A 23,911-nucleotide genomic window follows, 5' to 3' on the forward strand; every position below is an offset into this window, starting at 1 on the left:
CGTTAGTTATTGGGCCTGCGAGTGGCCCAATCGGCAAGCGTGGTTTCAAGGTCTCCATACCCGGTAAAGCGACGCTCGAACGCCAGCCCCATCCGGTCGGCGCAGTCGCGGGCGCGATCTGTCAGATCCGGATCGTCCGTCTGTGCCTGATAGACCAGTTTCGTGTAATTCCCGAAATACATGTCCCTGAGTTCGGGGTGACGATCCAAGCCCAGCGGTTTCCAGACAAAGGCATCGAATTGGCGGGCCAGAAAGTCCGTCAGATAGAACGCCGTGGTCTCGTCTTCGCCACGCGCGTCGAAGGCCTGATTGCCTTCAAAAAACGAATAGCAGTGCGGGCCCTGAACCATCTCAACCCCCAATTCGGCACAGGCCTTCTGGAGCAGCCCTCCGGTGCCGCAATCAGCATAGACAACAAAGATCTGGTCATATTCGTCGCGATGCTTGGCGACGGCCTCTTCAACAGCTTGCGTGATCCGTTCTGGATGAACATGCAATATCGCGGGCAGGCAGGTCAGCGAGATGTGATCCCAGCCGTTACGATTTTTCAGGTCAAGAATTTCACGCGCCAGCGCGCCACAGGCCAGCAGAAGAATACTGCCCGAGCGCCCGGTTTCACTATAGCATTGCGACGTCAGGCTTTCGTCATCTGGCGGGCTGTTGTGCTGCATGGCATTGTTCCGGCTGCGATTGCGACATCAAAGGCCGAAATCGGGGTGAAGACAAGCCTGCTTACGACATCCCGCGCTAGGCGACCGACGCTTGCGTCTCGAAGTGCTGCAGCGACGGACGGGCAGGGGGACCGTATGCGGTAATTCCTTGATCTGCCAGTGTCGGGAACAGGTTCAGAATCTCGGTCCGTGTCGCGTCGGTCAAACTATTCCAGGCTTGGATGCCCGGATGAAAGCTCTCGGTCAAACACCCCTCGGCCCAGACCAGTTCATGTCGATCAAACATCAGGTGATAATAGGTGATAAGGCCGCCCGCTTGCATCACGATGTCGTTGCCGTTCACCAATTGAGTTGCGGGCGCCAGCGCCTCGGAAAATCCGGTGTTCAATTCAACCTGCCAGGTGTCGATCAGCATTCTGTGCTGTTGGGACACCAGCAAATCCCTGCTGTTTCCAAGTGCTCCGGCCTTGAAAAGAACGGGCGCGAATGCACCGGTGGCGCGAACGGTTCGGCGACCGACCCAGCGCAACGTCTGCAATCCGTGATCCAGTGTTTTAATCCTGTCGCCGATCCGAAGGTCTTCAACCGCGACAGCTCCGTATTCTGTTTCAATCAGGGTGCCGGTGGTAAAGCACGTGGCAATGTCCCACTCTTGGCGGTTAGAGTTCAGACCGCTGGCTGTATCGGTGTTAATACTGTTGAAGGTTACGGAGCGGATGCCCTGATCCTCTAGCGCGGCCTGATCCGTGTTGGCCGAAAACTCCGGCACCAGATAGGTATTTCCAGCATCATCCTGCGCCACTACGGCAGTTATGTTCGCCGTAGTTCCGTCGACATAGGTAATTGTAGCGTTATACGCGACCGCCGCATCGAATTGGGCCGTGTTGCCATCAATCGAGAAAGAGTCGGTGTCGACATTTGCGTTGTTTTCATAGGTGCCGCCGGGATTTCCCACCGGGCTCCAGACAGCGGCTTCCTCGAACAGGGGGTCGCCTTGGCTACCAAAGGTCTGGCCGACAAGCGCACCCGCGTTTTCAGCAGTGTTGTTGCCCTCGGTCGGGTCGATGATCGGAAGCGTTCCGAGGAAAAGCACATTGAACGTCGTAGGCATAAACTACCTCGTAAAAACTGGTCACTTATCGAGCTTAAATCGCAAAGCTCGGCATCACGAAACCAAACTCTAAAATAATGAAGTTCTTTTCAAGGCGTCCAACAAAAAGACCGCCCGGGTTGGGCGGTCTCGTTCAAATCTGTGTCACTATTGTCAACCGGCGAGTTGATTGTGTTTGCGAGAAACGAAGTCCTTGGCCATTTCCACGGCCACAGCCGCATCGCGGCAGTAGCCATCGGCCCCAATCGCTTTGCCGAACTCTTCGTTCAGCGGTGCGCCACCGACCAGAACAATATACTCTTCGCGCAGGCCTTGTTCGACCATAGTGTCGATCACAACCTTCATGTAGGGCATGGTCGTGGTCAGCAGGGCGGACATGCCCAGAATGTCGGGTTTCTCGGATTCCAGCGCTTCGAGGTAGTTTTCGACCGGGTTGTTGATGCCGATATCCACAACATCGAAGCCAGCGCCTTCCATCATCATCGAAACAAGGTTCTTGCCGATGTCATGGATGTCGCCTTTCACGGTGCCGATAACCATCTTACCAACGCGCGGTGCACCGGTTTCAGCCAACAGCGGTTTCAGGATGGCCATGCCACCCTTCATTGCATTTGCGGCCAGCAGAACCTCCGGCACGAACAGGATGCCGTCGCGGAAGTCATGGCCAACGATGGTCATGCCACCGACCAGGGCTTTGGTCAGGATGTCATAGGGGGTCCATCCGCGCTCCAGCAGGATGTTCACACCTTCTTCGATTTCTTCTTTCAGGCCGTCATAAAGATCGTCGAACATCTGTTCGACCAGTTCGTCGTCATTTAGTTCGGACAGGACGATGTCTTCTTCATCGGACATGGGGCGTTTCCCTGAGCTGTTCGGGCATTGCGCCCGTGGTGGCATTTTTTCCGTTTTGGCCATTTCGCCGCAGTTCGACTGTGACGATTGCGACCTTGGCGGTTCCGGGACCGACCTATACGGCAAATTATTGATCAACTCGACGTCATTTTCTGCATGAACATCCTGCATTTCGTTCAGAAAAGGTGGCGGTACGCGGGTCTTTGTCCGGATGCTCAATTCCCAACGAAACTTCCGAAATGCTTGCCGCAGACGCAGAACGGGCGTATGCATAGGTGAGAACAAAAGGGAAACATCATGGTTTCGCACAACATCAAGGCCCGGGGGACCCTGTCAAATTCCGCAGGCCGGTTTGAGAGGTATGAGACCGAATCTTTTGACGATGGGTGGGATGCGGAGGACGATCTACCTGTTCTTCGGACCGAGGTTCGCCAAGAGGTTGCGCGCAGCGTGATAACCTATAACCGATCGCCCGACTTGCCATTTGACCGTTCCATTAATCCCTATCGGGGATGTGAACATGGGTGTGTCTATTGCTTTGCGCGTCCAAGCCACGCCTATCTTGGCCTTTCCCCGGGATTGGATTTTGAAACCCGTTTGGTTGCGCGACCCAACGCGGCGGCGGTCCTCAGAAAAGAGCTGTCGGCGCGTGGTTATAAGGTCGCGCCAATTGCGTTGGGAACAAACACCGATCCATATCAACCTATTGAGCGTGACCTATCAATCACCAGATCTTGTTTGACAGTTCTGCAGGAGTTTCGGCATCCCATCGGAATTGTGACCAAGGGCACTCTGATCGAGCGGGATTTGGACATACTGTCAGAAATGGCGCAGGACGGGTTGGTGAGGGTCGGGATTTCATTGACCACCTTGGACGCTGACCTGTCTCGAAGGATGGAGCCACGCGCGCCATCACCCCAGCGTCGTCTAGCCGTTATTCGAAGGTTGACTGGGGCAGGGGTGCCGGTGCGCGTCATGACGTCGCCCTTGATCCCGGGGCTAACAGATCACGAGTTGGAGGCCCTGCTGGAAGCCGGGCGAGATGCAGGTGCAGACGCCGCAAGCTGGATCATGCTGCGGTTGCCGCGCGAAGTATCGGGCTTGTGGCAGGACTGGTTGAAGCAACACGAACCGGCCCGCGCCGAAAAGATCATGTCAAAACTCCGCGAGATGCACGGGGGGCGGGATTATGATCCGCGTTGGGGGCACCGGATGCGCGGAGAGGGGGAATACGCAGGGGTGATCGCAAAAAGATTCGCCTTGGCCGTCAAACGGTTGGGTCTTGCGATGCGAACTCCGTCCCTGCGATGTGATTTGTTTTCCAAACCAGCGCAGGCCGGAGATCAACTTTGCCTGTTCTGAATCAAAACCGCCCCGGAGTTCTGATCCGGGGCGGTTTGTTTTAGTCTGGCAAATCAGCGGTTTTCGATATCCACATAGTCGCGGTTGGTTTCACCCAAATACAACTGACGCGGACGGCCGATCTTGTTCTGCGGATCCGCGATCATCTCTTTCCACTGGCTGACCCAGCCAACGGTGCGCGACAAGGCAAAGATCGGGGTGAACATCGACGTCGGGAAGCCCATCGCCTCGAGGATGATGCCCGAGTAGAAGTCGACGTTCGGGAACAGTTTCTTCTCGGCGAAATACGGATCTTCCAGAGCCTGTTTTTCCAGCGCTTTGGCGACCTGCAGCTTCGGGTTGTCCTCGATGCCCAAGAGGTCCAGCACTTCGTCCGCCGACTGCTTCATCACTTTCGCACGGGGGTCGAAGTTCTTGTAAACCCGGTGGCCAAAGCCCATCAGACGGAACGGGTCGTTCTTGTCCTTCGCGCGGGCGATAAATTCGGGGATTCGATCAACGCTGCCGATCTCTTCCAGCATTTCCAGACAGGCCTGGTTCGCACCACCATGGGCCGGACCCCACAAACATGCGATGCCGGCCGCGATACAGGCGAACGGGTTCGCACCCGAGGACGAGGCCAAGCGCACGGTCGAGGTCGAGGCGTTCTGTTCGTGGTCCGCGTGCAGGGTGAAAATACGATCCATAGCACGGCTGAGGATCGGGTTGACCTCATATTCTTCCGCCGGAACGCTGAAACACATGCGCAGGAAGTTCGACGCATAGTCCAGATCGTTGCGCGGATACACGAAGGGCTGACCGGTGTGATACTTGAACGCCCACGCCGCAATCGTCGGCATCTTGGCGATCAGGCGGTGCGAGGCGACCTCGCGCTGATGCGGGTCCGAGATATCGGTCGAGTCGTGATAGAAGGCGGACATCGCACCAACTACGCCAACCATGATTGCCATCGGGTGCGCGTCACGGCGGAAGCCACGGTAGAAGTACTGCATCTGCTCGTGCAGCATAGTGTGGCGGGTGATCGTCGTCTCGAACTTTTCAAGAACGGGTGCTGTCGGCAGTTCTCCGTAAAGCAGCAGGTAGCACACCTCGAGGAAGTGAGACTTGCCAGCCAACTGGTCGATCGGATAGCCGCGGTGCAGCAGTTCACCCTTTTCACCGTCAATATAGGTGATGGTACTGTCGCAGCTCGCGGTTGAGGTGAAACCGGGGTCATACGTGAACACACCCGCCTGCCCATACAGTTTGCGGATGTCGATTACGTCAGGACCGGCGGTCGGCGAATGAACCGGCAACTCGTACGTTTCACCATGGACTGTCAGAGTGGCTGATTTATTGCTGTCGGTCATAGTGTCCCTTCCTCATTCATGCGCAAGTCGGATCGCTGTCCGAACTTACGGGCAACGGATGCGCGCAGACGCGCAGTCCGGGTGTTAGCGGAGCAGCGTTACCCAAATGTGAAGCTTTGGTTTAACTTGCTGCATCAGAAAGCCGTGCAAGGGTTTCTTCTCGCCCCAACACAAGCATCATGTCAAAGACCGAAGGTGTCACAGCCCGACCGGCCAATGCCGCCCGCAAGGGTCCAGCCAGCTTGCCGAACTTCAGCCCATTCGCTTCCGCAAAGGAATTCAGGGCATCCTCCAGTTCGTTTCGCGACCAGCTAACATTTTGCAACTGCGGCGTCAATTCATTCAGTATACCATCGGATACAGAGTTAAGGGCTTTTTGGGCTTTCTCATCTGGTTGAATGGGGCGGGATGCCAATACAAACTGCGCTTTTTCAAGGAGTTCAGGAAAGGTGCGGGCCCGATCCTTGAGGCAATACATCGCACGTTGTAGATCACTGGATTGTGTGTCGCTGAGAGCAGGCAATCCAGCCGCGGCAAGATAGGCTTCGATCTCTTGCCGCAATGCAGCATCATCTGCAACGGCTATGTGTTGGCCGCACAGGTTCTCGAGCTTTTTCAGATCGAAACGGGCCGGGCTTTTGCCGATTCCGTCAAGATCAAACCATTCTTTGGCCTGTTCGTCGGTAAAGAACTCATCGTCCCCATGGCTCCAACCCAGCCGCGCGAGGTAATTGCGCATCCCGGCAGCGGGGTAACCCATGGCTTGATATTCCTGCGCACCCAATGCGCCGTGGCGTTTGGACAGCTTCTTGCCGTCAGGTCCGTGGATCAGGGGGATGTGGGCCCAGACCGGTACGTCCCATCCCATCGCCTCGTAAATCATCATCTGGCGCGCGGCGTTGTTCAGGTGGTCGTCGCCCCGGATCACATGGGTGACGCCCATGTCGTGATCGTCTACCACCACGGCCAACATATAGACCGGCGTCCCGTCCGAGCGCAGCAGGATCATGTCGTCCAACTGATCGTTGCGGATGGTTACTTCTCCCTGCACCTGATCGCGGATCACGGTTGCACCGTCTTGCGGGGCCTTGATGCGGATCACAAAGGGCGCGTCCGGGTGGGTCGCAGGATCTGCGTCGCGCCATGGGCTGCGGAACAAGGTGGACGTGCCCTCGGCGCGGGCCTGTTCACGGAACGCTGCAATCTCATCCTGGGTCGAAAAACATTTGTAAGCCTTACCCTCGGCCAGCAATTGACGGGCAACCTCGGCGTGGCGGTCGGCACCTTCGAATTGGCTGATCACGTCGCCATCATGATCCAGCCCCAGCCATGCCATGCCTTGCAAGATTGCCGCTGTCGCCTCGGGGGTCGAGCGTTCGCGGTCGGTGTCTTCGATCCGCAGCAGGAACTTACCACCACGTCCACGAGCATAAAGCCAGTTGAACAGCGCAGTACGCGCGCCGCCGATGTGCAAGAAGCCGGTGGGTGAAGGAGCGAAACGAGTGACGACCTGATCGGACATTGTGTGGATTAACCTTTTGGTAACCGTGTCGGGCATAGTTTGGCGCCTGTCTAACGAGCCGGAGGGACGGGGGCAACCATGCGTGTTCTGGCACGGGTCGAGGCGGCATTGCTGAACCAGACGGGCCATTTGTTCCAGTGGTCTCCAGTGTGTCTTGCCATTGGCATTGCGCTGTATTTCTCGCTCAGGCTTGAACCGGGATGGCACTTTTATGGAGCCCTATTGGGCGTCATCGCTGTGGGTGCGTGGGCTGTCAGACACTGGCGTTCGGTCCGGGTGTCCTTGGCGATTGGCGGTATGCTTGTCGCGGCTGGATTTGTTCTGGCAGGTGTGCGGGCGCACTCTGTAGCGGAACCGGTTCTTGGATGGCGGTACTATGGTCCGATCGAAGGGCGCGTGGTCGCAATTGATCGTTCCGCCTCTGACGCGCTCAGGTTGACACTTGATCAAGTGCGGCTGAATGATGTGCCGGAAGACTTGCGCCCCCAGCGGGTTCGCCTGTCTCTGCACGGCACGGATGTATCAGTGTCGCCGGGGCAAAGGATCATGACCACAGGTCACCTATCTCCTCCGCAAGGCCCGGTTGAACCGGGCGGCTTCGATTTTCGCCGTCACGCGTGGTTTCAGGGGCTCGGGGCTGTTGGGTATACCCGTGTTCCTGTTCTGACGGCTTCCGCTGCTAACGAAACTGGACTGCGTATTACCGCATGGCGCATGGTGATATCCAACCATGTTCGAACGAAACTACCGGGTGAGGTCGGAGGGTTCGCGGCCGCTGTGACCACTGGCGACCGCAGCGGCATGGGGCAAGAAACGCTGACAACCCTGCGCGCGTCCAACCTTGCCCATCTTCTTGCGATTTCTGGCCTGCACATGGGGCTTTTGACCGGGTTTGTATTTTTTGCCTGCCGGATCGCGCTGTCGGCGTTGCCCGTGATTTCCCTTAGGTGGCCGGTCCGTAAATTGGCGGCGGTTTGCGCATTGCTTGCGGCTGTCATCTATCTGATGTTGTCCGGCGGGAATGTCGCCACCGAACGCGCCTTTATCATGGCAAGTGTCATGCTGGTCGCCGTTCTGATCGACCGCCGCGCGATTTCTCTGCGCGCAGTTGCGGTTGCGGCCCTTATTGTCCTGTGTTTACGGCCGGAAACTCTGCTGAGTCCGGGTTTTCAGATGTCATTCGCAGCAACAACGGCCTTGGTCGCGGTGTTTGGTGAATTGCGTGACTATGGCCCTTTGCCAGGCCCGAAATGGTTCAAGCCTGTAATTGGCTTACTTTTGTCGTCTGCCATTGCCGGGTTGGCGACGGCTCCTATTGGCGCTGCGCATTTCAACAGTTTGTCGCACTATGGATTGTTGGCCAACATGCTGTCTGTTCCCGTGATGGGAACCGTAGTGGTTCCGTCGGCGGTGGTCGCCGCCTTGCTCGCCCCCTTTGGTCTTGAGGGGGTGGCTTTGGGTGTAATGGGCCTTGGGCTTGAATGGATTCTGACAGTATCGGATTGGGTATCCGGATTGGATGGCGCGCAAAGTCACGTGGTCAGCCCGCCCTTCCATGTGTTGCCGATGTTCGCATTGGGCGCATTGTGGCTAGCGCTATGGCTTGGGTCCGCGCGGTGGATCGGTGGGGTGGTGGTCCTGGCCGCGTTCCTTCTTTGGGGGCAGGGTGATCGCCCCGAAGTCCTGGTCGCGGAATCCGGAGGTCTTGTTGGCGTCATGACGGACAAGGGCAGGGCGGTGAGCAAAGGGAAAGCCAGCGGTTTTGTCGCTACGGTCTGGTTAGAGAACGACGGGGATGGCGTGGATCAGATTCAATCGGCAGATCGCTGGCCTCAGGGTTCAGACTTGGTTCAACGCCATTTGTGGCGTGGCAAAGAGCTGATCCATATCACCGGCAAACGCGCCGCGCGCGCATTTGACGAATGTGCCGAGCATCAGATCATCATATCCGCTGTTTCTATGGAACTGCCGGGCAACTGCCAGATATTTGACCCTCAGCGCCTTTCGAAAATCGGGAGCCTTGCGCTCCATGGCAACACGTTCAGAACCAGCAGGGATGAAATTGGCAATAGACTGTGGTCCCCGATTGAGGACAAGGACCACAAGTTCGATCAGTAGCTGCGGATCAAACCAACCAGCCGGCCTTGGACCTTGACTTTTTCTTCGGGCAGGACGCGGGTTTCATAGGCGGGGTTGGCAGCCTCCAGTGCGATGGCGTGACCACGGCGGAAGAACCGCTTCAAAGTCGCCTCTTGATCTTCAACAAGGGCCACAACGATATCACCATTATCCGCGACAGAGGTTTCTTTGATCACAACGACGTCGCCATCATTGATGCCCGCGTCGATCATCGAATCGCCACGCACCTCCAGCGCATAATGTTCGCCTTTGCCGGACACCATGCTGCCGGGGACAGCAACGCGATGCGACACATGGCTGATCGCTTCGATCGGCACACCGGCGGCGATACGTCCCATTACGGGCAGTTCCATGGCGTCGACCGTCACCGGTTCAAAATTCGCTGGTCTCGGGCCTTGAGGTTTGTCGCCCTCAATCACGCGGGGTTTGAAAGCAACCGTTGGCTCACCGCCAAGACTTTCTGGTAGCTTGACGATTTCGATCGCACGAGCACGATGCGCCAATCGACGAATAAACCCGCGTTCTTCGAGCGCGGTAATTAGTCGATGGATGCCCGACTTGGATCTGAGGTCCAATGCGGCCTTCATCTCGTCAAAACTGGGGGGAACACCATCCGCTTGCACGCGTTTGTGGATGAATTCCAACAAATCCAACTGCTTCTTGGTCAGCATTGCTCACACCTCGTCGGTCATGCGTTTTATTTTGTTCTACGCATGTTCACGTTTTGTGTCAATGGATTTGCGCGCCGTTCAGATTGGCAGGTACCTGACTATCTCTCCGGCAGCGCGTGCCGGATCATTGGGGTCGCGGACCAATAATGCGTTTGCATGGGCCAAGACACTAAGCAGCGAACTGTCCTGATCATCACAAGCCCGGATGCCGGTTTCGTCCAGAACCGCCCGCATGTAATGCTCGCGCGGGCCGTTCTCTGTTAATGGAGCTGTCAGCGCAGCGTTGCGGAAGGAGGGTACAGCCTGTTCAATCCCCAACATGCGGAAGACCATGGGAGCTAGGAACAAATACCCGCAAACCATTGCACTGACAGGATTCCCCGGAAGTCCAACCATTGGTTTGTCCCCCAACCGGCCAGCCATCAGAGGTTTCCCGGGTCGCATTCGGATTTTGTAAAAAGACCTCTCCATACCCAATCCGGTAGAGGCCTCTGAAACCAAATCATAATCCCCAACCGATGCCCCACCAATGGTGACAACTAGGTCAGCCCCCTGTGCGAGGCCAAAAGCGGCCTCCAGCGAAGAAATCGTATCGCGCGCAATGGGAAGGATTCTAACATCCGCCCCAGCTTTTTCGAGCAACGCCTTGAGGCCAAAGGTATTTGACGCGATGATCTGATCCGGTCCAGGAACCTCACCCGGCATAACCAGCTCGTCTCCGGTCGAAATCAGCGCAAACGACGGTTTGCGCGCAACCGGGACCACTGCGACATTCATGGCGGCCATCAGCGCAAGGTCTTCGGGTCGCAAAAGCCGAGGCGACGTGATCTTGGTGCCAGCTTTGAAGTCCACGCCAGACGGGCGGATGTTATCCTTGGCGCCGGGATTGTCGGTGATCGTAAGAAGATCTTCACGGCGTTCCGTATCTTCTTGAATTACAACGAAATCAGCACCTTCCGGAACCGGTGCGCCGGTAAAGATGCGCACGGCTTGCCCGGCACCGACTTGGCCCTCGTACCGGCGTCCGGCAGCGGATTCCCCCACGATCTTGAACATCGCGTGCGGTTCCACTTCGGACGATTTGACCGCATATCCATCCATGGATGAGGCCGCAAAGGGCGGCTGATCCCGCGTCGCGGCGATATCTTGCGCCAACACACGTCCAGCGGCCTGCGCCAGCGGAACCATTTCGATGGGTTGTTGTTCCACTAGGTCGAAAAGCAGTGCTCGTGCGTCTTCAACTGTAATCATGACGCCTCATAACGTCCTGATTTACCGCCATCTTTCAGGATAACGCGAATGCCGCCAATCTCCATCGCCTTGTCCACGGCTTTAGTCATGTCGTACACCGTCAGCGCAGCGGTTGATACTGCCGTAAGCGCCTCCATCTCCACTCCGGTTTGCCCGGATGTTTTTACGGTAGCCTCAATTTGAACTCCGGGTAGATCGGGGTCTAACGTCAGTTCAACGGCTACCTTCGTCACAGGCAAGGGATGGCACAAAGGAATTAGGTCTGGCGTTTTCTTCGCCCCCATAATCCCCGCCAATCGAGCGATACCAAGCACATCCCCTTTTTTTGCGCGACCTTCGGATATTAAATCAAAGGTTTCCTGCGCCATCTGGATGTGTCCTGCGGCAACGGCAACGCGGTCGGTTACAGCCTTGTCCGAGACGTCAACCATATGGGCCTGACCCTGGGCATCAAAATGCGTCAAAGGCATCACATCACTCCGGGTATCAGTGGGTTCGCCAACAGGGTGCGCGTGGCAAGCGCAACGTCGTCTTGTCGCATCAGGCTTTCACCAATCAGGAAACTGCGCGCACCATAGCGGGCGATATCCGCTAGGTCTTCCGGGTTGCTGAGGCCACTCTCACACACGATCGTCCGATCTGCCGGTACCAGCTTGGACAGGCGTCTTGTCGTATCAAGTGTGGTTTCGAACGTCTTGAGATTGCGGTTGTTTATTCCAATCAGCGGGCTTTTAAGTTTTGTTGCGCGCTCCAACTCGGTTTCATCGTGAACTTCGATCAAAACGTCCATGTCCCAATCAAAAGCTGTCTGCTCAAGCTCGGCGGCTTGTTCGTCCTCGACCGAGGCCATTATGATCAGGATACAGTCTGCGCCCAAAGCACGGGCTTCGACGACCTGATATGGATCATACATGAAGTCTTTGCGTAGCGCGGGTAACCCACAAGCCTCACGCGCTTGGGTCAGGTATTCTTTGGCACCCTGAAAGCTGGGTGCGTCTGTTAGAACGGAAAGGCAAGCTGCACCGCCTTCCTCATAGGCTTGCGCAAGTAGAGGCGGATTAAAATCAGCACGGATCAAGCCCTTGGACGGGCTGGCTTTCTTGACTTCTGCAATCAACCCATAGCCCTGACGCGCCGCGGTTTGGAGTGCTTTTGCAAAACCGCGAACTTCCGGGGCGGACCTGGCCTCACTCTCTAATGTTTCCAGTGACTTGTGCGTCTTATCTGAAGCAACTTCCTCAAGCTTGTAAGCCTTGATCTTGTCCAGTACCGTCTCGGTCATGCGGCCTCCTGAGTGATGCGGGCCAGTACCGCTATTTTTTCTTTGGCGCGCCCGCTGTCGATGCTTTCGGCAGCTTTGGCAACGCCTTCCTTCAAGTCGCCAGCCGCATCCGCCACAACCAGCGCAGCGGCGGCGTTCAGCAATACCGCGTCACGATAGGCTGACGGCGCACCGTCCAGAAGGGCACGAAAAGCGACGGCGTTTTCTTCGGGGGTGCCGCCGATAATATCTTCGAAAGGATGAACCGGCAGTCCGGCATCTTCGGGATGAAGCTCAACTTCTTTGATTACGCCGTCTTCTACTGAGGCAACCCAGCTCACGCCGGTTATGGTCAGTTCATCGGTTCCGTCAGAGCCATGGACCAACCAGGCGTGCTCTGATCCCAACAAACCCAGAGTTTCGGCCATGGGGCGGATCAATTCGCGGCAAAAAGCACCGGTCAGTTGCCGTTTGACCCCTGCAGGATTGGTCAGCGGCCCCAGAATGTTGAATATCGTCCGAGTTCCCAGCTCTTGGCGGGTGGGCATGACATGCGCGATTGCGGGATGATGCATCGGGGCCATCATGAAGCCAATACCGGCCTCTTCCAAAGCCTTTTCAACGGTTTGTGGGCCGACCATAACGTTGATGCCCAGTTGTCCAAGCGCATCGGCCGCGCCAGACTTTGAACTGAGATTGCGGTTGCCGTGCTTGGCGACCGTGACACCGGCACCTGCGACGACAAACGCAGTCGCGGTCGATATATTCAGCGTCCCTTTGCCGTCACCCCCGGTTCCAACGATATCCATGGCGCCCGCCGGGGCTTTGACGGCATTGCATTTTGCGCGCATCACAGCGGCGGCTGCCGCGTATTCCTCAACGGTTTCACCCCGTGTACGCATGGCCATTAGCAGCCCACCGATCTGGCTGGGCGTGGCTGCACCGTCAAATAGGATGCCAAAGGCTTGTTCTGCTTCGGCACGAGACAAGGGCCGGTCGGCTGCGGCACCGATCAGCGGTTTAAGGGCGTCGCTCATGCAGGGACTTTCATTTCAGTCAGGAAATTCTTGAGCATGGCATGACCGTGCTCGGAAGCGATGGATTCGGGGTGGAACTGAACCCCGTGGATCGGCAGTTCTTTGTGTTGCAGACCCATGATGGTGCCATCTTCCAATTCGGCGGTGACCTCAAGGCAATCGGGTAGTGTTTCCCGCTCTATGATCAGGGAATGATACCGCGTTGCTTCAAAAGGCGAGGGCAGACCCGCAAACAGGCCTTTGCCCGTGTGGTGCATTGTGCCCATCTTGCCATGTACGATTTCATGACAGCGAACAACGTTTCCCCCAAAAGCCTGCCCGATTGTTTGATGCCCAAGGCAAACCCCCAACAGAGGTGTTCCGGTTTCAGCCGCCGCTTCGGTCAGGGCAAGGCAAATTCCGGCCTGATCGGGATCACACGGTCCGGGGCTAAGAAGGATACCGGCCGGGTTCATGGCCATCGCTTCCTGCACGTTCAGTGCGTCGTTTCGGCGAATGACCATTTCAGCGCCAAGCTCGCCTAAATAATGGACGAGGTTGTAGGTGAACGAGTCATAGTTGTCGATGAGCAGCAGCATTTGGGCACTTGTCTCGGATTGGGCATTTCGGGCTGGTGATGCAGCCCCGAGCCGCGATATAATGTTTGCACATACATGCTCAGGCTTGCGGGGCAGCGTCAAGAGGACATCCCATTCTTGACGAACCGGCAGGTGAGTGCTGCGCAAGATGGCACACTGGCGGTCGAAGCAGGAATTAGACGAGAGGCAATTGTTATGGGCGGATTTATGGGTGGAATGATCGCAGGCGCGGTCGTTGTGTTACTGCTTGGTGCAGTTTTGTCCCTGAATACACCTTTGACCAGAAAACCCATTGTCGCCGAGGACGCTCCGGAACCGGCGCCGGTGGAATCAGTTTCAAGCGACTCTGAAGTGGAAGAAAGCGTCTCCGATGCCGGGCTTGTCAAAATTCCACCGCAAGACGCTGAACCGGCCGAGGAACAGGCCGATACATTAGCAGGTTTGGATGAGGCGGAAACCGCCACAGACACGCAGCCTCAGGTCAACGATACGGCGACTCAGGTGGAACAGGCGACACAGCCGACCGAAGCACAGGATGTGACCGTGTCGACCGAAGCGCCGATCGCGCCGCAAGCACCTGCACCGTTGCCAGATACGCCGTTGGAAGAAACGGGTCCGGAGGTGGCTGAACAGTCCCCTGAACCTCCTGCGCCTGTAGTGGAAGAGGCCGAAGTGGAAGAAATTCCTCAGGATCAGAGCGACGAAGTCGCAGATGCCGAAACGCTGGATCAGGACGAAACCCTTCCGCAGGACAATCCGATCGCAGTTGAAGGTGAGGAAGAGGTCGCGCCGGCCGAACTGCCGCGAATTGCGTCTGTTCCCCAGATCGGAGGAGAGCAGATTGATGCAAGCTCGAATTCGGTCGGCAAGCGGATTGTGCCCTTGACCGAGCGTGATGACGCACCGATTGTCGAATCGGCTGACGGAACCGTTGTTGCCACGGGAAAACCGATCGAAGCGTATTCGGCTGAGTTTGAAAATCCCGAAGCGAAACCCTTGATGTCCATCATTCTGATTGACGACGAAGGTGCGTTTGGTGCCGAAGCGCTGCAGGATTTCCCGTACCCAATCAGTTTTGCCATCAGCCCCGCTGATCCGGACGCTGCCGAAAAGATGGCTAAGCACCGTGCAGCAGGGTTCGAGGTATTGGCCATGGCAGATTTGCCCAAGGCGGCGAGCGCACAGGATGCCGAGGTCTCTTTGTCTGTATGGCTGGATATGCTGCCCGAAACCGTCGGTATTCTCGAAGGTGTTGAGACAGGAATTCAGGGCAACAGAAAACTCGCAGATCAGGTCGCTGCGATTGCAGGTGGCACAGGGCGTGGGTTGATTACGCAGGATAATGGTCTGAACACAGTGCAGAAACTGGCTGCGCGAAACGGTATCCCGTCGGGCGTGATCTTTCGTGACATGGATGGCGCCCGGCAGGACCCGAAAATCATGCGTCGTTTTTTGGATCAAGCGGCGTTTCGCGCTGGTCAGGAAGGAACCGTCGTTATGCTTGGCAGGTTGCGGCCTGACACGATCTCTGCCCTGCTGTTGTGGGGGCTGGAAGATCGCGGTGGTCGGGTCGCCATGGCGCCAATTTCAGCAGTCATGATGCAAGAAGTTCAATAACACTGTTGCGAGGCCAATCAGCGATTGGCCTCTGGCTTAACTGTTCCCGGTGCCGGTAAATCGCGCGGCATCTGCGGCTGCGCGCCTGATCGCGTTCGACTTGTGGACGGTCTCCATGAATTCGGCCTCGGGGTCGCTGTCGTAGACAACACCGCCGCCTGCCTGAATATAGAGTTTGTGGTCTTTCACGATTGCCGTTCTCAGCGCGATACACATATCCATGTCACCGCCTGCGCTGAAATACCCCACGCCGCCGCCGTAAATTCCGCGCTTTTCAGGTTCTAGTTCGTCGATGATTTCCATCGCCCGCACTTTGGGCGCGCCCGAGACCGTGCCAGCCGGCATTCCGGCAAAAAACGCGTCCAATGCGTCTTTGTCGTCGGCCAGTTCACCGACAACGTTCGATACGATGTGCATGACGTGGCTGTACCGTTCGATGATGAACTCTTCTGTCGGGCGCACAGTGCCGATCTTTGCGACCCGACCGGTATCGTTGCGACCCAGATCCAGAAGCATCAGGTGTTCGGCAAGCTCTTTCTTGTCGGCCAGCAGATCCACTTCGTTGGCCTTATCTTCTTCGGGGGTCGCGCCACGCGGACGGGTTCCGGCGATCGGGCGGATTGTAACCTCATCCCCGAACACCCTGACCAGAATCTCGGGGCTGGCACCAACAACCTGAAAACCACCGAAGTTGAAGTAGAACATGAAGGGCGACGGGTTTGTGCGCCGCAGGGACCGGTAGAGCGCAAAGGGCGGCTGCGGGAAATCCTGAGTCCAGCGTTGCGCGGGAACGACCTGAAAGATATCGCCTGCGCGGATATATTCCTTGGCCTTCTCAACGGCCTCCATATAGCCGGATTTGGTAAAGTTGGATACCGGCGCGGCGACCTCGGACGCATCCCCCAAATCGCGTGTTTCGGCAGGCATTGCGCGTTCAAGATCGCGTACCGCATCCATAACGCGCTCTGCCGCCTGAGCGTAGGCCGCTTTTGCAGATTGTCCTTCGCTGACCCATGCAGGCGACACGACGGTTACCTCGCCCTTGACCCCGTCGAGCACAGCAACGACCGAAGGGCGCAGCATGACCGCATCCGGCAGGCCAAGCGGGTCTGGGTTCACATCCGGCAGATATTCGACCAGACGAACCATGTCATATCCAAGATACCCGAACAATCCAGCAGCGGCCTGCGGCAGGTCTTCGGGCAAGGCAATCCGACTTTCCGCCAACAGCGCCCGCAGGTTGTCCATTGGGTTGCCATCTTGCGCGGTAAACGCTTCGGGATCAAACCGGGCCGAGCGGTTCAGGGCCGAGGTTTCGCCTTGGCACCGCCAGATCAGGTCAGGTTTCATACCGATGATCGAGTACCGTCCACGGACTTCGCCGCCAGTCACCGATTCCAGCATAAATGCATCTTTTTGCGCGCCGGTCAGCTTCAGCATCAGCGATACCGGAGTGTCCAGATCAGCGGCAAGACGCGTGTAAACGACCTGATTTTCACCCGCCTCGTAAGCGCGCGCGAAACTGTCGAATTCTGGGGTAAGGGCCATCTTTGGTCTCTTTAATAGCTCGCTTGCACGGCGTTCAGGGCACGTTGATCCACGACGGGGCGCGCGCGCACCTGTGCATCGCGGACGTAAACGTCGAAAATGTTCTGTGCCAGAGCTTGATTCAACTGGGCGGCCAATGCCTCTTGTGCTTGACGCAGCTCGTCAGTCTCATCTGGCGGCAACAGCTCATCCAGACGCACGATCAGGGCGGTTCCCGCGCCGGGAACTACCCGCAGTTCGTCCGGCTCCATCTCAAATACCTGCGTCATGAAGTCGGCAGGCACGTCATCAAGGAAGGCCGTGCGGGTAAGGGCATTTTCCACCCGGAACGGCAGGACCGTGGCGGTAAAGTCGCCGTCTTCCTTCAGTTGTTCCAGAACCACGTTTGCCTGTTCTTCAAGGGCTTTGCCGGTTTCGGCCAGGGTCCACGCCATGGCCACGCGTTCGCGGGCTGTGTCCAGAGGTTCAGGTCGGCGGGGCAGCACTTCGTTCAGGCGCATCGCAAAGATCGAGCCATCTTCCAGAAAAGCAACCTCGGGGAAGTCACCTTCTTGAACTGCCTCGGCGGCGGCACGGAAACCTTCATAGGCGGCAACACCGTCTTCGCTCTGGCGTGTCCAGTCGATCTGGCCCAACTCCATCTCGGTTTCCGCGACCAGTTCTTCCAATGTGGCACCACCAGCCAGCAAGTCATTGATGTCTTCGGACTGTGCCTCGATCTGACGGCGGGCGCGGTCTGCTGCCAGTTCTTCATGCAGGATCGGGGCGGCGTCTTCAAACGAGGTGTTGTTTTCAGCAAGCGATCCGTTGATCCGGAACAAGGCAGGTCCGAAAACCGACGGCAAAGGTCCGACGACGGTATCCAGTTCTGCCGCGAAAACAGCGTCGGCGGCACCTTCCAGATCCTCACGGGTCACGTCGCCAAGGTCGACGTCGCTAAGTTCAAGCTCGCGGTCGCGAACAAGTTGCTCGAAAGACGTGCCGCCGACCTCAAGCTGCGCCATTGCGTCTTTTGCTTCTTCCTCGGACGGGAAGGGAAGGCGTTCGACCAAGCGGCGTTCGGGTTGCAAAAACTCAGCCGAGCGCTGGTCATACAGGCGGCGAACCGAATCCTCGTCAACCTCGACACTGTCCAACAGCATGTCAGGTGACAGGATTGCATAGGTTAGCTGCTTGGTGCGGGGCAGGGTGAATTGGTCGGAATTTTCATCATAGTACGCCTGCACCTGCGCGTCCGTCGGGTCGGCAACCGGCGTGGTCAGGGCATCAGGTGTCAGCGTAGCAACGGTAAAGCTGCGCCGTGCGCCGATGAAATCCGTCAGGACATCGGTCAGGGCCTGCGGCATCTCAATACCACCCATGATTGCGCCCTGTACGATGGTACGGGCCGATTCCTTGCGAAGGTCGGTCTCGAACTCTGTGTCGGTCATGCCGACCTGTTCTAGCTGGAACTGATAGGCCTCGCGGTCGAATGTGCCGTTGACACCCTGAAAGGCGGGGATCGCCAGAATTTCCTTTTGCAGGTTCTCGTCGCCGATCGAAATGCCAAGCAAGCCAACTTCGTTATCAATCGCGGCCAACGCGGTCAGGCGAGATAGGGCAAGCTGATCCAATCCGATCTCAATCGCTTGGGACATTTGCAGCGGTTGACCGGTCTGATTTTCGACGGCACGGATTTCTCGCTGAAGCTCACGCACATATTCGTTGACCGAGATATCCTCGTCGCCCACCTGCGCCACTGTCCGAACTGTTCCGGTCAGGCTGGTTGCTCCGAACCCTGCAAGACCCAGCATCAGAAGGCCCATCAATATCCAGACAAAGGTCTTCGAAAGGTTTTTCATGCCTGCGGCCATTTTGCCCTCTTTGTGCTTTGTGGCAGGTTACTGCCCCGTCGGTTGCGGCCCTGAATACGACGCGCACCGCCGGGGGGCAAGCTCAGAAGGAAAGGGTACGTAGCCGATCGAACAATTGTCCCAGCCCGGTGCGATCCAGATTGGCGAATGCGATGCGTACCTGGCGTTTTCCTGCTGGGTCGCCCGTGGGCGTGAACATGGTGCCTGGCAGTAAAAGCACACCGGCCTCTGGCACCAGACGACGGGCCAGCTCGTCAGACGGAGTATCGAACGGATGCTCAAAATACGCGAAATAGGCCCCAAGCCCAAGCAGACGCCATCCCTTGTACGTTAACACAGGCAGCAGTTCCTGAATGGCAGCGCGCCGGTCCAGAATTTCTTGTCTTTCACCCGCAAGCCATTCTGGAAGGTTCTTCATTCCCCAAAGTGCTGCGAACTGGCCGATCTGACCGGGGCAGATCGCAACGGTGTCCAGAAACTTTTCAATCTCAGCCAAAAGCGCGACATCGGTTGCGATTGCACCAACACGGTGGCCAGTCAGCCGGTAGGCTTTCGAGAACGAATAGAGATGCACCAGAGTTTTTTCCCACCCCGGCTGCTGAAACAAATCGTGCGGCGGCCCGCTGCGGCTGTCAAAGTCACGATAGGTTTCGTCCACGATAAAGCGGATACCAGCGTCACGACATAGCTGGTAGAAGGCCAACACCAGATCGGCAGGGTATTCAACGCCGCCCGGATTGTTGGGAGTAACCAACGCAATTGCCCGGGTTTTATCGGTCAGCAGCGCTCGGGCCGCATCAGGGTCGGGCAGAAGGTCGTCGCCGGTCGGTAGGTCAACCGCACGCACGCCAGCCATATCCAGCCACATTTTGTGGTTGAAGTACCAAGGGGTTGGAAGGATAACCTCATCGTCTTGATCCGTGATCGCTGATATCACCGCTGAGAATGCCTGATTGCACCCCGAGGTTATTGCTACCTGATCCGGGTGAACCTTTGCATCGTAATGTGCGCTGATCTGGCCTGCCAGTTCATCTCGCAGGTTCGTATTGCCCAGCACCGGCCCATAAAGGTGGGCCGCATCTTCGGAAATCGCGAACTCTGCCATTGCCTGTCGCAGAGCCAGTGGCGGTGGATCAACCGGGGCTGCCTGACTGACGTTGATAAGCGGGCGATCTTCCGGGAATTCCACGCCGTCTAGCCAACGCCTCGCCTCCATCACCGGTGGCGCGAAGGTTGAGGCAGTGCGTGTCCGGGGCATTTGTATTCTCTGACCGTTGGAAAACTGAGTGTTATTGCTGTTGGCGTCAGTCGGTTCCTCGATAGGGTTCGACATATTGCAGGGCCATGTCCCACGGGAAGAAAATCCAGGTGTCCTGGCTGACTTCGGTGATGAAGGTGTCCACCATTGGCCGACCCTTGGGTTTGGCATAGACGGTCGCAAAATGGGCGTTGGGATACATCGCGCGTACCAGCTCCAGCGTTTTTCCACTGTCGACAAGATCGTCGATGATCAGAACGCCGGTTCCGTCGCCCATCAAATCCGCGTCCGGAGCCTTGAGCACTTCGGCCTCGCCTTGTTCCTGATGGTGATAGGACCGCACGCTGATGGTATCGACGGTTCGAATGTCGAGTTCACGGCTGACAATCATCGCAGGGGCCATGCCACCACGCGTGATGGCAACCACAGCGCGCCATGCGCCGTCGTCGGGGCCTTGCCCATCCAGACGCCACGCCAAAGCACGGGAATCGCGATGGATCTGATCCCAGCTGATGTGAAAACCTTTTTCGTGGGGCAGACGGTCCTTGGCGCTCATGCTGTTAACCCTTCTCAACGTCTGGCGCGTCGACAGCCTTCATGCCGACGATATGATATCCCGAATCCACGTGCAGGTTTTCGCCGGTCACACCGCTGCTGAGATCTGACAACAGGTACAGGGCCGACTTGCCCACATCGTCGATTGTCACGTTGCGGCGCAGGGGCGAGTTATACTCGTTCCACTTCATGATATAGCGGAAATCGCCAATGCCGCTGGCGGCCAGTGTCTTGATGGGGCCGGCCGAGATCGCGTTGACCCGGATGCCGTCCTTGCCAAGATCTTCGGCCAGGTACTTTACAGAAGCTTCCAGCGCAGCCTTTGCAACGCCCATGACGTTGTAATGCGGCATAACCTGTTCGGCACCATAATATGTGAGGGTGACGGCGCTGCCGCCTTCAGACATCATCTTTTCGGCGCGCTGCATGACGGCAGTGAAGGAGTAGACCGAAACATCCATCGTCAGTTTGAAGTTTGCGCGCGATGTATCGACATAACGACCGCGCAGTTCGTTCTTGTCCGAGAACCCAATGGCGTGAACGACAAAGTCCAGCTTGCCCCACTTTTCCGACAGCGCCGTGAAAAGCCCGTCGATTGACTCTTCATCGCTGACGTCACAGGGCAGCACGATTTCGCTGCCGAGTTGCGCTGCCAAAGGGTCGACGCGTTTCTTAAGCGCGTCCCCTTGGTAGGAAAAAGCCAGCTCTGCTCCGGCTTCTGACAATGCACGGGCAATTCCCCAAGCGATTGATTTATCATTGGCCAGTCCCATGATGAGGCCGCGCTTTCCGGCCATCAACTGATTTGACATGTTCGGTTCTCCGCCTGTCTTCGCGTCATGTTGAGATGGTTTATGCCATTGGATGCGCGGCATCAAGGCCGCGCGCTCTTGCCCGAGGCGGGTTCTCGCCCTAGGGTGGAAGGCAAGAGTTTCCAGGGGATGGAAATGAACGAACGAGACGGCATTTTCGCCGGCACCGATCCGTTTGTTATCGCGGCGCGGTGGTTGGACGAGGCCAGGGATAGTGAACCGAACGATCCGAACGCGATTGCCTTGGCAACCGTGGATGATTCTGGTTTGCCGAACGTGCGCATGGTTCTGTTGAAAGAGATCGAACAGAACGCTTTTGTTTTCTATACAAACTATGAAAGCGCCAAAGCTGCTGAGCTCGACAGTGCTGGCAAAGCCGCATTTGTGATGCATTGGAAATCTTTGCGGCGTCAAATCCGAGTTCGTGGTACAATAACACGCGAGAGTGGGCCGCAGGCAGACGAATACTATGCGTCCCGTTCTTTAAAAAGCCGTTTGGGGGCCTGGGCATCGAAGCAGTCGCAGCCTCTGAGTAGTCGCGCGGCTTTGATGGCTGAGGTTGCCAAAGTAACGGCGAAACTGGGGCCGAATCCGCCGCGCCCTCCGTTCTGGGGTGGTTACAGGCTGGAGCCGGTCGAGATCGAGTTTTGGGCGGACGGAGCGTTTCGACTGCACGATCGGTTTCGATGGCAACGCGATCATTCGGGCTCGCCCTGGCAAATTCAAAGGCTGAATCCATGACGTTCGCGTATCGTGAAATGCAAGACTCGGAGAATAAAGGATTTTTTCGGCTTGAAATTGCGGACCATTCCCATACACATCGAACTCTTAACGAAGTGCTAAAACTCGCGATGGAAACACTGTGCCAGAAGACCTGAACAGCATGTACCGCGTCCGTGGACACGTAAAATGGTTCGATCCCGCCAAGGGGTACGGATTCGTTGTGTCTGATGAGGGCGGTCCTGATATTCTGTTGCATGTAAATGTTTTGCGCAATTTCGGCCAAAGCTCGGTAGCTGACGGCGCGGGAATCGAGATTATGACGCATCGCACCGATCGTGGTGTTCAGGCGGTTGAAGTGGTCAGCGTCGACCCGCCGGTGCGTACCGACTCGATGATGCTTGCCGATTTTGCCGAGCTCGATCCAGTGGTGATCGCGCAAGCTCCGTTGGAAGCTGCACGCGTGAAGTGGTTCGATAAGGGCAAAGGCTTTGGCTTTGCGAATGTCTTTGGGCGCGACGAAGATGTATTCCTTCACATCGAGGTTCTACGTCGATCCGGATTGGCTGATCTTCAGCCCGGAGAGGCGTTGGCGATGCGCGTTATCGACGGCAAGCGCGGGCGTATGGCGGCTCAGGTGCTGGCCTGGGAAGCGGCTTTGGACGAATAAGTCGGACAATGCTCAGGTTTCTCACGGTTCTTGCTTTTAACTCTCTGCTATGGACCGAAGATGCGCTGGCCGCGTGCCGTGCGGATCGCGTTAACCTGAAGAATGACAAGATGCAGGCGGGTTTTGATGTCGAGCTCGCCATCACGCCGCAAGAGCGATCCCGTGGGTTGATGTTCCGGGAATCACTGCAGACACGGTCGGGCATGCTTTTTGTTTTCGATCCTCCACAACCTGTTGTGTTCTGGATGAAGAACACACTGATTCCCCTCGATATCATTTTCATCGACCGGGCAGGTGTAATCACACACATTCATCAGGGCGCTGTTCCTGGCGATTTGACGCCGATTGAAGGCGGTGATTCCGTGTTTGCCGTACTGGAAATCAACGCCGGGCTGTCTGCACGGTATTCGATTACGCCGGGAACCGAGGTGCAGCACGAAATTTTTGCACAAGGTCCCGCAATTTGGCCCTGTTAGGGCTTTTCAAATCAGAAAGGCATCGTTAGGAAGGCGCACGGTCCGGGGCGTGGCGCAGTCTGGTAGCGCACCTGTTTTGGGTACAGGGGGTCGTAGGTTCGAATCCTGCCGCCCCGACCACTTCTTCTTAAATCGCTGGTGATCCACCCATAGCCTGATAAAGCGCTGTCAGCGCCTTATCCAGCGTTTCGCTTTCCACAGGGACCTGAACGGCAGGCCCTGTTCGTCGCGGTACGTCAAAATACAAATCAGCATCCACTCGGTACCCGGTTGAGTTCTTGGTCGATGTCAGCCGCATGACACTGGTGGGAAGATCCTGCGGGTAACCGTCGTAGTTGAGAATCAGGTAAGCCGTCGTATCCGGGGGTAGCAACTCGGAGCATTCAAAAACCCGATTCCCAAGCCGTTGAAACTGTTCGCCGGGTCCGTCGCATCCGATTTCAAAGGTTTTAAACAAGCGCTCTGGATAGTTTTCGAATTGCGCGCTGCGCGATGGAAGGGGCACATCTTGTGGTGTACAGGCCACGATCAGGCCAATCAGAGGAACCAATCCAATCCATCTCATCAGACTGCTTGCCCAATTTTTGGCCTGCAAAAA

General features: G+C 56.9%; 23 protein-coding genes and 1 tRNA gene. 7 read left to right on the forward strand and 17 right to left on the reverse strand.

Going from position 1 to position 23,911, the window contains the following annotated elements; translation table 11 throughout:
- Positions 1-2: 2 nt before the first annotated feature.
- The 3 genes from ACT2B1_RS09370 to ACT2B1_RS09380 all read right to left on the reverse strand — a co-directional run bounded on the left by ACT2B1_RS09370 (position 3) and on the right by ACT2B1_RS09380 (position 2,634).
- Positions 3-671 (reverse strand): DUF1638 domain-containing protein, encoded by a 669-nt coding sequence (locus ACT2B1_RS09370; protein ID WP_171240721.1) that lies wholly within the window; start codon positions 669-671, stop codon positions 3-5.
- 76 nt (positions 672-747) lie between these two features.
- Positions 748-1,782: a Hint domain-containing protein gene (locus ACT2B1_RS09375; protein WP_171121557.1), complete on the reverse strand. Its 1,035-nt coding sequence runs from the start codon at positions 1,780-1,782 to the stop codon at positions 748-750.
- Positions 1,783-1,935: 153 nt separating this feature from the next.
- The gene (locus ACT2B1_RS09380) at positions 1,936-2,634 is read right to left on the reverse strand and encodes a corrinoid protein (RefSeq protein WP_171121556.1); all 699 of its coding nucleotides are present in this window, start codon (positions 2,632-2,634) and stop codon (positions 1,936-1,938) included.
- Between the two features lie 297 nt (positions 2,635-2,931).
- On the opposite strand from ACT2B1_RS09380, the gene ACT2B1_RS09385 reads away from it, so the two are divergent.
- Positions 2,932-3,996 carry a PA0069 family radical SAM protein gene (locus tag ACT2B1_RS09385; protein WP_481667626.1) on the forward strand — a complete coding sequence of 355 codons (1,065 nt, stop codon included), beginning with the start codon at positions 2,932-2,934 and terminating at the stop codon, positions 3,994-3,996.
- A 53-nt stretch (positions 3,997-4,049) separates the two neighbouring features.
- Here the strand turns inward: ACT2B1_RS09385 and gltA are convergent, their stop codons facing one another.
- Complete coding sequence (gene gltA, locus ACT2B1_RS09390; protein WP_171124867.1) at positions 4,050-5,345, reverse strand: citrate synthase; 1,296 nt, start codon at positions 5,343-5,345, stop codon at positions 4,050-4,052.
- Between the two features lie 121 nt (positions 5,346-5,466).
- Positions 5,467-6,867: a glutamate--tRNA ligase gene (gltX, locus tag ACT2B1_RS09395; RefSeq protein ID WP_481669017.1), complete on the reverse strand. Its 1,401-nt coding sequence runs from the start codon at positions 6,865-6,867 to the stop codon at positions 5,467-5,469.
- A 78-nt stretch (positions 6,868-6,945) separates the two neighbouring features.
- Here gltX and ACT2B1_RS09400 point away from each other — a divergent pair, with 78 nt between their 5' ends.
- The gene (locus tag ACT2B1_RS09400; RefSeq protein WP_481667627.1) at positions 6,946-8,985 is read left to right on the forward strand and encodes a ComEC/Rec2 family competence protein; all 2,040 of its coding nucleotides are present in this window, start codon (positions 6,946-6,948) and stop codon (positions 8,983-8,985) included.
- Here ACT2B1_RS09400 and lexA read toward each other — a convergent pair.
- The 6 genes from lexA to ACT2B1_RS09430 form a co-directional block, all read right to left on the reverse strand.
- Positions 8,979-9,677, reverse strand: a complete 699-nt coding sequence (lexA, locus tag ACT2B1_RS09405; RefSeq protein ID WP_180887075.1) for a transcriptional repressor LexA — start codon at positions 9,675-9,677, stop codon at positions 8,979-8,981. The genes ACT2B1_RS09400 and lexA overlap by 7 nt on opposite strands.
- 78 nt (positions 9,678-9,755) lie before the next feature.
- Complete coding sequence (locus ACT2B1_RS09410; protein WP_481667628.1) at positions 9,756-10,928, reverse strand: molybdopterin molybdotransferase MoeA; 1,173 nt, start codon at positions 10,926-10,928, stop codon at positions 9,756-9,758.
- Positions 10,925-11,398 carry a cyclic pyranopterin monophosphate synthase MoaC gene (moaC, locus tag ACT2B1_RS09415; protein ID WP_171240726.1) on the reverse strand — a complete coding sequence of 158 codons (474 nt, stop codon included), beginning with the start codon at positions 11,396-11,398 and terminating at the stop codon, positions 10,925-10,927. The genes ACT2B1_RS09410 and moaC overlap by 4 nt, the downstream gene beginning before the upstream one ends.
- Positions 11,398-12,210, reverse strand: coding sequence for an indole-3-glycerol phosphate synthase TrpC (trpC, locus tag ACT2B1_RS09420; RefSeq protein WP_171240727.1), 813 nt, complete (start codon positions 12,208-12,210; stop codon positions 11,398-11,400). Before trpC ends, moaC begins: the two co-directional genes overlap by 1 nt.
- On the reverse strand, positions 12,207-13,226 hold the full coding sequence (gene trpD, locus ACT2B1_RS09425) for an anthranilate phosphoribosyltransferase (RefSeq protein ID WP_171240728.1): 1,020 nt from the start codon (positions 13,224-13,226) through the stop codon (positions 12,207-12,209). Before trpD ends, trpC begins: the two co-directional genes overlap by 4 nt.
- Positions 13,223-13,804: an anthranilate synthase component II gene (locus ACT2B1_RS09430; protein ID WP_171240729.1), complete on the reverse strand. Its 582-nt coding sequence runs from the start codon at positions 13,802-13,804 to the stop codon at positions 13,223-13,225. The genes trpD and ACT2B1_RS09430 overlap by 4 nt, the downstream gene beginning before the upstream one ends.
- A gap of 132 nt (positions 13,805-13,936) precedes the next feature.
- On the opposite strand from ACT2B1_RS09430, the gene ACT2B1_RS09435 reads away from it, so the two are divergent.
- On the forward strand, positions 13,937-15,421 hold the full coding sequence (locus ACT2B1_RS09435; protein WP_481667629.1) for a divergent polysaccharide deacetylase family protein: 1,485 nt from the start codon (positions 13,937-13,939) through the stop codon (positions 15,419-15,421).
- Positions 15,422-15,457: 36 nt separating this feature from the next.
- Here the strand turns inward: ACT2B1_RS09435 and trpE are convergent, their stop codons facing one another.
- The 5 genes from trpE to fabI all read right to left on the reverse strand — a co-directional run bounded on the left by trpE (position 15,458) and on the right by fabI (position 21,447).
- Positions 15,458-16,969, reverse strand: coding sequence for an anthranilate synthase component I (gene trpE, locus ACT2B1_RS09440; protein ID WP_481667630.1), 1,512 nt, complete (start codon positions 16,967-16,969; stop codon positions 15,458-15,460).
- Positions 16,970-16,980: 11 nt separating this feature from the next.
- Positions 16,981-18,822 carry a peptidyl-prolyl cis-trans isomerase gene (locus tag ACT2B1_RS09445; protein ID WP_481667631.1) on the reverse strand — a complete coding sequence of 614 codons (1,842 nt, stop codon included), beginning with the start codon at positions 18,820-18,822 and terminating at the stop codon, positions 16,981-16,983.
- Positions 18,823-18,904: 82 nt separating this feature from the next.
- Complete coding sequence (locus ACT2B1_RS09450) at positions 18,905-20,080, reverse strand: aminotransferase (protein WP_171240732.1); 1,176 nt, start codon at positions 20,078-20,080, stop codon at positions 18,905-18,907.
- 46 nt (positions 20,081-20,126) lie between these two features.
- Complete coding sequence (gene gpt, locus ACT2B1_RS09455; RefSeq protein ID WP_170413262.1) at positions 20,127-20,636, reverse strand: xanthine phosphoribosyltransferase; 510 nt, start codon at positions 20,634-20,636, stop codon at positions 20,127-20,129.
- Positions 20,637-20,640: 4 nt separating this feature from the next.
- Positions 20,641-21,447: an enoyl-ACP reductase FabI gene (gene fabI / locus ACT2B1_RS09460; protein WP_171124888.1), complete on the reverse strand. Its 807-nt coding sequence runs from the start codon at positions 21,445-21,447 to the stop codon at positions 20,641-20,643.
- Between the two features lie 135 nt (positions 21,448-21,582).
- On the opposite strand from fabI, the gene pdxH reads away from it, so the two are divergent.
- From pdxH to ACT2B1_RS09480, 4 genes are all read left to right on the forward strand, one after another.
- Positions 21,583-22,188: a pyridoxamine 5'-phosphate oxidase gene (gene pdxH / locus ACT2B1_RS09465; RefSeq protein WP_171121542.1), complete on the forward strand. Its 606-nt coding sequence runs from the start codon at positions 21,583-21,585 to the stop codon at positions 22,186-22,188.
- A 121-nt stretch (positions 22,189-22,309) separates the two neighbouring features.
- The gene (locus tag ACT2B1_RS09470) at positions 22,310-22,837 is read left to right on the forward strand and encodes a cold-shock protein (RefSeq protein WP_171121541.1); all 528 of its coding nucleotides are present in this window, start codon (positions 22,310-22,312) and stop codon (positions 22,835-22,837) included.
- Between the two features lie 110 nt (positions 22,838-22,947).
- Positions 22,948-23,313: a DUF192 domain-containing protein gene (locus ACT2B1_RS09475; protein ID WP_371808241.1), complete on the forward strand. Its 366-nt coding sequence runs from the start codon at positions 22,948-22,950 to the stop codon at positions 23,311-23,313.
- 43 nt (positions 23,314-23,356) lie between these two features.
- Positions 23,357-23,433, forward strand: a tRNA-Pro gene (locus tag ACT2B1_RS09480).
- A 7-nt stretch (positions 23,434-23,440) separates the two neighbouring features.
- On the opposite strand, the gene ACT2B1_RS09485 is transcribed toward ACT2B1_RS09480, so the two are convergent.
- On the reverse strand, positions 23,441-23,878 hold the full coding sequence (locus tag ACT2B1_RS09485; RefSeq protein ID WP_481667632.1) for a hypothetical protein: 438 nt from the start codon (positions 23,876-23,878) through the stop codon (positions 23,441-23,443).
- Between the last annotated feature and the right edge of the window lie 33 nt (positions 23,879-23,911).

Source organism: Ruegeria sp. S263 (assembly GCF_056780525.1).